Here is an 8,939-nt window from a genome sequence, read left to right on the forward strand (position 1 = left end):
AATCTCGTCCTCTTTATGTCCCAGAGCTGCATATGCTTTCTTTGCTTCTGCCTCCAGCTTCTCGATAGAAATCTCAGCACCTGCGTACTGTACGTATGCAACTGTCTTTACTTCCTTTTTCTCAGCTGTCTTCTTTGCTGCAGTGGTTGTCTTTGTGGTTGTCTTTGTAGTTGTTTTCTTTACGGTCACGTCTGTCTCCTTTTTCTCTGCGGCTGCTGCCATCTCTTTCTTCTCTGCGAGGGCGGTCTCCTTCTTCTGTACCGGCGCTACGGCTGTCTCTTTCTTCTCTACATGTGCCAGTGCAGTTTCCTTTTTCGGAACGGATGCTACTGCCGTCTCTTTTTTCTCCACGGCTGCCACAGCTGTTTCCTTCTTTGCTACTTCCGCTACCGCTGTCTCTTTCTTTGCGACTGCTGCCACTGCCGTTTCTTTCTTCGCTACTTCAGCTACGGCTGTCTCTTTTCTCTCCACAACAGACGGAACCTTTTTCTCTTTCGTTGAAACAGATTTCTTTTCCGCTGTCTTGGCTAATGTTTTCTTTCTCGGAACCATATATCTCATCCTCCTTCTCTGCTTTCTCCACGACGTCTTCCGGCTCATGATTTTGCGCACACAGTTACGCAGCGCTTCTTTACCCGCAGCAATGCCTCATGTCCGGTTCATTCTCCACAGTCGAAGCGGGGACACCGCCCAATCACATCCTTGTCATTCTGCGGTATCCCCATATTTTTATTGTCTTATATTCAAGTTTCCCCAAGTTGTCTGTCCGTCCAAACTATCACATAAACGGTCTTTTCCTGTCCTTGATCCACCGTCAAGCACATCCTATCCCCGTTTCCGTAACCCTGTCTGAACTTTAACAAGTATACGGCAATTTCCTGCTTTTGTCAACAAAACCGCTCTTCCTACCGGATCGCTAAGTACAAATTATAAAATCCAGTTACACTGACGATTCCCACCATAATCGGCGTCAGGAATCGAATGCAGAACACCCAGAGTTTTCCCAGACGGAACTTCGTACCGTCCGCCTCGATCTCCGCAAGCAGATACTCCGGTTTCCATTTCCAGCCTACATAGTAGCACATCGTAAGTCCGCCGAGCGGCATCAGGATATTATCCGTTACCAGTCCAGCGAAATCAAAGACCGACTGATTCAGGATTGTGACATCACTCAAGACGCCGAAGGACAGCGCACTCGGAATGCCGAGCAGCGTGATCGCCGTACCAATCACAAGCGCCGCAGGCTTGCGTTCCCAGCCCAGCGAATCAATCGCAAAGGAGGCACAGACTTCCAGAAGTGCGATCGCACTCGTAACGGCTGCGAAAAAAACCAGCGCAAAAAACAGAATTGCGAAGAAAGTTCCCCCCGCAATATTCGCAAATACCATCGGCAGTGTACCGAAAATCAGTCCCGGTCCCTGTCCCGGCTCCAGACCGAAGGCAAATACTGCCGGAAAGATCGCGATACCCGCGAGAACCGCAATCACAGTATCCAGACCGCCGATGATCATACAGCTTTTTGGAATATTTTCCTTTCCACTCAGATAGCTTCCGTAAGTAATCGTGATACCCATGCAGAGACTCAGCGAATAAAACACCTGTCCCAGTGCCGCACTGACGGAGGAAAGCGTGAACGCCGAAAAATCCGGCTGGAAGATAAATAACAGTCCTTTCGAAGCTCCCGGAAGCGTCACGCTTCTGAAAATGATGACAAATAACAGAACCAGAAGCATCGGCATCATCAATTTGCTCGCTTTCTCAATGCCATTGATGCCAAAATAGCAGACAGCTATAGTCGCTGCCATAAATACAATATGCCAGATCACCGGCTCGCTGCTGCCAATAAAGGCGTCAAAATCCGGCGCTGCCGCCGTCGTCACATAGCTGGCAATATACTTTAAAATCCAGCCGCCGATGACGCTGTAATAACTCAAAATAATAAACGCCGCCAGTACGCCGAATATACCGACAATCCGTGCGTGCGGATGGATGTCCGCATATGCCTGCACCGGATCATGCCGCGTCTTCCGTCCCAGGGACATTTCCGTGATCATAACCGGCAGTCCGAGAAGAACGATAAAAAACAGATACGCAACCAGAAATGGAAATCCACCGTTCTTTCCCATCAGATATGGAAATTTCCACAGATTTCCCAATCCAATCGCCGCCCCAGCCGTTGCCATAATAAAGCCCAGCTTACTCGCCCATTGTTTGTTTTTGCTCATGTGTAGCCCTCTTAGTATTCTTTCATTTCATATTTGATATAACTTTGTGTTATAACGCAATATAGACTATTATATCGAATTTTAGGGACTATGTAAACCGTTTTTAAGTGGGAATCACGCGAAAAAAAGCCTGTCCCCCGGCACCTTTCCCGTGCCAGAAGACAAACTTTTCTCTATTTTTTAAATCAATTCATTTCCGGCAGCACACTCCCGGCATTCCAGAAAGCCACGCCGAATTTCCACTTTTTATCTTAGTCCTCGATCGTATCAATCAGGCTGTCATCATCAAAGTAATTGATCCGCATCGAAGCCTTCACATCGCGAAGCGTCTCAGCAGCCTTCGCCTCTGCTGCCTTGCTTCCCTCTTTCAGGATGTCAAATACATCCGGGATTCTCTTCTCCCATTCCTGGCGTCTCGCGCGAATCGGAGCCAGTTCAGCCTGCATGACGTTGTTTAAGAATTTCTTCACCTTCACATCGCCCAGACCACCTCTCTGGTAATGCGCTTTCAGCTCGTCCAGGTTCTGGTAATCCGGCAGAAACTCTGCAAAATACTCCGGACGGCAGAATGCATCCAGATAGATGAAGACCGGATTGCCCTCGACTTTACCCGGATCCTCGACACGCAGGTGATTTGGATCTGTAAACATGGACATGATCTTCTTCTTCACATCTGCTTCCGAATCAGAAAGGTAGATGCAGTTTCCAAGCGATTTGCTCATCTTTGCCTTTCCATCGATACCCGGCAGACGCAGACATGCCTTGTTGGACGGAAGCAGGATCTCCGGTTCCGTCAGAGTCTCGCCGTACACGCTGTTGAATTTGTGGACGATCTCCTTGCACTGCTCTAACATCGGCATCTGATCCTCTCCAACCGGAACGGTCGTCGCGCGGAATGCAGTGATATCCGCCGCCTGGCTAATCGGATAAGTAAAGAATCCAACTGGGATGCTTGCCTCAAAATTACGCATCTGAATCTCTGCTTTTACGGTAGGATTTCGCTGTACACGGGATACCGTAACCAGGTTCATATAGTAAAAAGTAAGCTCTGTCAGCTCCGGCACCATCGACTGGATAAAGATGGTGGATTTCTCCGGGTCAATTCCACAAGCCAGATAGTCCAGGGCAACCTGCAGAATATTTTTACGCACCTTTTCCGGATGATCTGCGTTATCTGTCAGCGCCTGTGCATCGGCAATCATAATATAGATCTCGTCGAATTTGCCGGAATTCTGAAGTCTCACTCTCTCGCTCAGAGAGCCAACATAATGTCCGACATGTAAGCGCCCGGTAGGACGATCGCCGGTTAAAATAATTTTCTTCATTCTATTTGTTTCCCCTTCCATGCTGGTGTTATTTCCTGAGAAATATTATATATCCTGGGGAGCGGACTGTCAACATTCCCCTTTCTGGCTGTCCTTCCAATCCAGAGCAGATGGACTAGCACATAGACGCAAAAAACGCCGAAACCTTTCGATTCCGACGTTTTGGACTTTTTTTGAAAATGAGAACTACTGTCCCATCTGCTTTGCAACTTCCTCTGCAAAGTTCTCTTCCTTCTTTTCGATACCTTCGCCAGTCTCGAAACGAACGAACTTCTTAACAGTGATCTTCGCACCATTCTCTTTAGCAACCTGAGCTACATACTGAGCTACGCTCTGCTTGCCATCCTCAGCCTTAACATATACCTGATCCAGAAGACAGATCTCTTTGAGCTCTTTCTTAATACGACCCATAACCATACCGTTGATGATCTTGTCGTTTGCATCCGGCTTTTCGTTCTTAGCTGCTACAGTCAGGATCTCTTTCTCTTTTGCGATGTAATCTGCATCTACTTCGCTGTCGTTGGTGTACAGCGGTTTCAGAGCTGCAGCCTGCATAGCTACGTTCTTAGCCATCTCTTTGATTGCATCGTTTACAACGTCAGTCTCAACGTCTACCAGAACGCCGATCTTGCCGCCTGCATGGATGTAGGAAGCAACGAAACCATTCTCCTCAGCTAACTGAGCAAAACGACGGATCTTCATGTTCTCGCCGATGATGGAGATCTGGGAAGACAGAGCCTCTGCAACTGTCAGGGACGGATCCTTTGCCCATTTTTCAGCCAGAAATGCGTCAATATCTGCTGCGCTTGTGTTCAGCGCCTGCTCAGCAACATCAGATACATAGTTCTGGAACTTCTCGTTCTTAGCTACGAAGTCTGTCTCTGCGTTTACTTCTACTACAACTGCCTTCTTTTCATCAGCGGTAACCTTAGTCATAACGATACCCTCTGCTGCAATACGGCCAGCTTTCTTAGTAGCGCCTGCAAGTCCTTTTTCTCTCAGGAACTCAACAGCTTTGTCCATGTCGCCATCTGTAGCTGCAAGAGCTTTCTTACAGTCCATCATACCAGCGCCTGTCATTTCACGTAACTCTTTTACCATTGCGGCTGTAACTGCCATCTTAAATCCCTCCGTGTATATAAATTCAGGTACACGTTCGTATACCCGCGCGGAGCACGCTTTTATGCGGAAAACCGCGGCGTGCTCCTGGTCTTTTGGTTTCAGTTTTTAATTTTGGGGTTAATTAAGCCTCTGTAGCCTCTGCTTCGCCCTCTGCTGCAGCTGCCTCAGCCTCGCCCTGCTTAGCTTCGATAACAGCGTCTGCCATTCTGGAAACGATCAGTTTTACGGCACGGATAGCATCATCGTTACCCGGGATTACATAATCCAGCTCTTCCGGATCACAGTTGGTATCGATGATACCGATCAGCGGAATACCCAGAGTATGAGCCTCCTGTACGCAGATTCTTTCCTTCTTCGGATCTACTACGAAGATAGCATCCGGGATCTTCTTCATATCTTTGATACCGCCCAGGTTCTTCTCCAGCTTCTCCCACTCTTTTTTCAGCTCGATAACTTCTTTCTTCGGCAGAACGTCGAAAGTTCCGTCCTCAGACATAGCCTCGATCTGTTTTAATCTAGCGATACGGCTCTGGATGGTTTTGAAGTTTGTCAGCATACCGCCTAACCATCTCTCATTTACATAAAACATACCACATCTCTCAGCCTCGGTCTTGATAGCGTCCTGAGCCTGCTTCTTTGTACCAACGAACAGGATTGTGCCGCCGTCTGCTGCGATATCGGATACTGCCTTGTAAGCCTCATCTACTTTACCTACAGATTTCTGAAGGTCGATGATGTGGATACCATTTCTCTCGGTGTAGATGTACGGAGCCATTTTCGGGTTCCATCTTCTGGTCTGGTGTCCAAAATGTACACCTGCTTCGAGTAACTGCTTCATTGAAATAACGCTCATGTTTCTTTCCTCCAATTTTGGTTTTTCTTCCGCCGTCTTCTCATGCTTTCCGCGGGGACTCATAATGAGCACCGTCCTGCGCAAATCCGACCGGCGTGAATTTTCAGCCTTTATACTATATCACAGGCAAGGTATACATGCAAGTGGAAATTAAAAAAATCACGCATTTTCCTTCATTTTTCTTCGTTTCTTGAATTTCTTCCAACAAGCATATACGGAATGATAATACAAAACCTTCAGTAAAAACTTTTAGCAATTCTATGTAAATTAAAATCGGGCTCCGAAAACCTCGGAACCCGCATAAATCCTAGAAATAAAAAAGAGCGCGAGACGGGACTCGAACCCGCGGCCTCGACCTTGGCAAGGTCGCGCTCCACCAACTGAGCCACTCGCGCATTTCTGAAGCATCGCTTCAACGAGTTATATAATATCATAGGTCGGTTGATTTGGCAAGCGTTTTTTTAAAAAAATCAAAAAATATAGTAAATTCATTACTGTTCACGGGTAGGCACGTTTGAAACCGGGAGAACCGTATGAAACCGATCAAGTTTTCATATTTTCCACTGGATGTGTTCCCACGGTCTGCACAAACCCGATGATCTGTCCGGACAGGAGTACCGTGAGGATGGAATATACCATGCGGTTTAACGGAATGTAGCTCAGTGAAAGCACCAGTACAGCAAAATCGGACAGGAGGTAGATCCACTGGATTTTGATGTGCGTCACGTGGGAAAGGCTCATCGCAAGCGCATCGTCTCCGCCCGGGGCACCGCCGATCCGCACGCAGAGCCCGGCACCGACGCCGACGAAGACCGCGCCGAGCAGGGATGCGGCAAGCGGCATATCGGCAAGCTGCGGCCACAGGGGCGGAAACTGCTCACAGATGCGGTAAGACAGGGAGAAGCTGGCGCTGGAAAGAATGGAGTAGGCGATGAACTGCCGCCCCAGAAGTTTCCATCCCATCGCGTAGCAGGCGAGGTTCATGATGAAGCCGGACACGGATGGGGAGATATGGAACCAGTGATCAAGCAGAAGCGTCATTCCTAAGACACCGCCCTCGGTGACACCGGAAAAGGAATGGACATGGTACAGGCCAAATGCCAGAAATGCACTTCCAAACAGTGCAATCAGGCAGGAGTTTAGTTTTAAATCGAGGAAATGGAATAATTTCAGCAAAATAACAGGCTCCTTGTGAATAATTTACATGTAAGTAAAGGTTTTTCTATTCTAGTATGGAAACGGATTTGTGTCAAGATGGGCGGACTCTCTGCAGAAATGATGCAAAACGGGAGAAAGCAAAAAAAATATGTGGTTTTACGGTTTCCATGAGCGTGAACAGCAGCCGTGTGAAATGTGAAAACGAAAAAATCAGGGGGGATTCATAGACAAAAAAGTGGGATGTGCGTATACTGGAAGATAGGAAGACGGAAAGGGGAATGAAAACATGGTAGAAAATCATCCGGACATCCGGAAGCAGGAATACCGCGGAATTGCCTGTCTGGTGCTGTCTGCGTTCTGTTTTGCGCTGATGAGTATGTTTGTACATTTGGCGGGCGATCTGCCGTCGATGCAGAAGAGTTTTTTCCGCAATCTTGTGGCGGCGCTGTCAGCGGTTGTTTTGCTTTTGCGGGCGGGAGAGCCGTTTCGTATCCGCAGGGAAAATCTGCCGTATTTTCTGATGCGGTCAATTTTCGGCACGATGGGAGTGCTGTGTAACTTTTATGCGGTGGATCATCTGGTGCTGGCGGACGCATCGATTCTAAATAAAATGTCGCCGTTTTTTACAGTGCTGTTCAGCTGGCTGATCTTAAAGGAAAAAGTTATGCCAATTCAGCTTTCGCTGATCTTCGGTGCGTTTCTCGGCAGTATATTCGTGGTAAAGCCGACATTCTCCAATCTGGCACTTGTGCCGTCGCTGCTGGGCTTTTTCGGTGGCATCTGCGCGGGCGCGGCGTACACGATGGTGCGGAAACTGGGAGAGGCAGGAGAAAAGGGACCGGTGATCGTACTGTTTTTCTCGGTATTTTCCTGTGTGGTTGTGCTGCCGTGGCTGATTTTTGACTATCATCCGATGACCTGGCAGCAGATGGGGATCCTGCTTTTGGCGGGCTGCGCAGCGGCGGGCGGACAGTTTGCGATCACGGCGGCATACCGCTATGCCCCGGCGAGCCGTATTTCCATCTACGATTATTCGCAGCTGATCTTCTCGACGATGCTCGGTTTCTTCATTTTCGGGCAGGTGCCGGACGGCTGGAGTTTTCTCGGATATGGAATTATCTGTCTGATGGCAATTTCCATGTTTGTATATAATAACCGGAAAAGAAAGAATACTCAAAAGCAGGCACTTTTGGAATCGAAAGAGCTGTCAGATGTAATAAAAATGTAAGGGAAAGTCCCGCCGATATGGTTTACAAGCGATGCCAAATTATATATACTGAAGATAAAGTCGGAGTGGTTTTCGTGTTCAGAAACGTGAATTTCAGGAACAAAAGCTGGGTTGCCGACACAGCTCGAAAATGGGTTATAGATAGGGCAGAAAGTTATATAGGGAAATACGACATAAGCCCGACAGCAGACAGGAGGAAACAGGGATGAAAAAATTAGCAACCGCACTTGTGAGTGCAGCAGCCATTATGACGATGTCAACAACCGCATTTGCAGCCGAAAATCCGGCGGAGGTATTTGACCGGGTGATGGAGAAGAACAATACGATTCAGTCCGCGGAGATTCAGAGCGGCGTCCATTCGGTCATACTTGCAAAGGATGTCATTCCGGACGGTCAGATGAAAGTTGATATGGCGATGCATGCAGAGATGGATATGCAGGATACCACCGATCTCAAGTACCTGGCACAGGTCGCTTCCTCGATTCTGGGACAGGACAGCTATTCACAGGTTTTTTATACGGATGGCTACTATTACGTAGATACCAACGGTGTCAAACTGAAATACCCGATGCCATTAGAGCAGATCATATCCTCCGTCCAGACCGGAGTCAACACCAGCAATATGGAATCCAGCTATATGAAGGGCATTTCCTTAAACGAGGTTAATGGAAAACGTGTGCTGGCATATGAGGCAAATCCAAAGAAGCTAAACAAGAACGTCAAAGAAGCCCTCGGAACCGTGATGAACACACTCGGCACCGATATCAATCTGGACATGAACATCCAGGAAATGAAAGGCGCTTACGTGCTGGATGACAACGATTACATTATCTATATGACAAACTATATCGTATACAACATGGAAGTCCTCGGCCAGCCGATGACCTGCATTACTCTGATGGAGACCGAAGTCCAGAACCCGGGAGAGCCGGTTGTAGTGACCCTTCCATCCACGGATGGCTATGAAGACTTAATCGGTTTATACGATGGAGTCATTGAAAGCGAAGTAGAATAAAAAAACAGACAAA

At 47.9% G+C, this 8,939-nt stretch carries 8 protein-coding genes and 1 tRNA gene; 2 read left to right on the forward strand and 7 right to left on the reverse strand.

The annotated features are described in order from the left end of the window. From QVO97_RS04615 to QVO97_RS04645, 7 genes are all read right to left on the reverse strand, one after another. Positions 1-552, reverse strand: a 552-nt coding sequence (locus tag QVO97_RS04615; RefSeq protein WP_288188939.1) for a DUF6465 family protein, incomplete at its 3' end; no start/stop codon positions are given. 353 nt (positions 553-905) lie between these two features. Further along, positions 906-2,225: a sodium-dependent transporter gene (locus tag QVO97_RS04620; RefSeq protein ID WP_022359214.1), complete on the reverse strand. Its 1,320-nt coding sequence runs from the start codon at positions 2,223-2,225 to the stop codon at positions 906-908. Positions 2,226-2,476: 251 nt separating this feature from the next. Further along, positions 2,477-3,550 (reverse strand): tryptophan--tRNA ligase, encoded by a 1,074-nt coding sequence (trpS, locus tag QVO97_RS04625; RefSeq protein WP_117796329.1) that lies wholly within the window; start codon positions 3,548-3,550, stop codon positions 2,477-2,479. Positions 3,551-3,736: 186 nt separating this feature from the next. Beyond that, positions 3,737-4,669, reverse strand: coding sequence for a translation elongation factor Ts (gene tsf / locus QVO97_RS04630; RefSeq protein WP_022359216.1), 933 nt, complete (start codon positions 4,667-4,669; stop codon positions 3,737-3,739). 124 nt (positions 4,670-4,793) lie between these two features. Beyond that, entirely contained in the window at positions 4,794-5,525 is a 732-nt protein-coding gene (rpsB, locus tag QVO97_RS04635) for a 30S ribosomal protein S2 (protein WP_022359217.1), read from the reverse strand. 322 nt (positions 5,526-5,847) lie between these two features. Further along, positions 5,848-5,920: transfer RNA gene (locus QVO97_RS04640), tRNA-Gly, on the reverse strand. Between the two features lie 148 nt (positions 5,921-6,068). Beyond that, on the reverse strand, positions 6,069-6,701 hold the full coding sequence (locus QVO97_RS04645; RefSeq protein ID WP_022359218.1) for a YitT family protein: 633 nt from the start codon (positions 6,699-6,701) through the stop codon (positions 6,069-6,071). Positions 6,702-6,969: 268 nt separating this feature from the next. Between QVO97_RS04645 and QVO97_RS04650 the strand changes: the two genes are divergently transcribed. Both QVO97_RS04650 and QVO97_RS04655 read left to right on the forward strand, forming a co-directional pair. Continuing rightward, positions 6,970-7,911: a DMT family transporter gene (locus tag QVO97_RS04650; protein ID WP_022359219.1), complete on the forward strand. Its 942-nt coding sequence runs from the start codon at positions 6,970-6,972 to the stop codon at positions 7,909-7,911. Positions 7,912-8,116: 205 nt separating this feature from the next. Next, entirely contained in the window at positions 8,117-8,926 is an 810-nt protein-coding gene (locus QVO97_RS04655) for a hypothetical protein (RefSeq protein ID WP_022359220.1), read from the forward strand. The last annotated feature ends 13 nt before the right edge of the window (positions 8,927-8,939 follow it).

The organism is Clostridium sp. CAG:43, from assembly GCF_000434655.1.
GTDB classification, from domain to species: Bacteria; Bacillota; Clostridia; order Lachnospirales; family Lachnospiraceae; genus Otoolea; species Otoolea fessa.

Coding starts and splice junctions, on each gene's coding strand:
- rpsB (WP_022359217.1), bottom strand. CDS start 5,525: ATGAGCGTTATTTCAATGAAGCAGTTACTCGAAGCAGGTGTACATTTT.
- trpS (WP_117796329.1), bottom strand. CDS start 3,550: ATGAAGAAAATTATTTTAACCGGCGATCGTCCTACCGGGCGCTTACAT.
- QVO97_RS04620 (WP_022359214.1), bottom strand. CDS start 2,225: ATGAGCAAAAACAAACAATGGGCGAGTAAGCTGGGCTTTATTATGGCA.
- QVO97_RS04655 (WP_022359220.1), top strand. CDS start 8,117: ATGAAAAAATTAGCAACCGCACTTGTGAGTGCAGCAGCCATTATGACG.
- tsf (WP_022359216.1), bottom strand. CDS start 4,669: ATGGCAGTTACAGCCGCAATGGTAAAAGAGTTACGTGAAATGACAGGC.
- QVO97_RS04650 (WP_022359219.1), top strand. CDS start 6,970: ATGGTAGAAAATCATCCGGACATCCGGAAGCAGGAATACCGCGGAATT.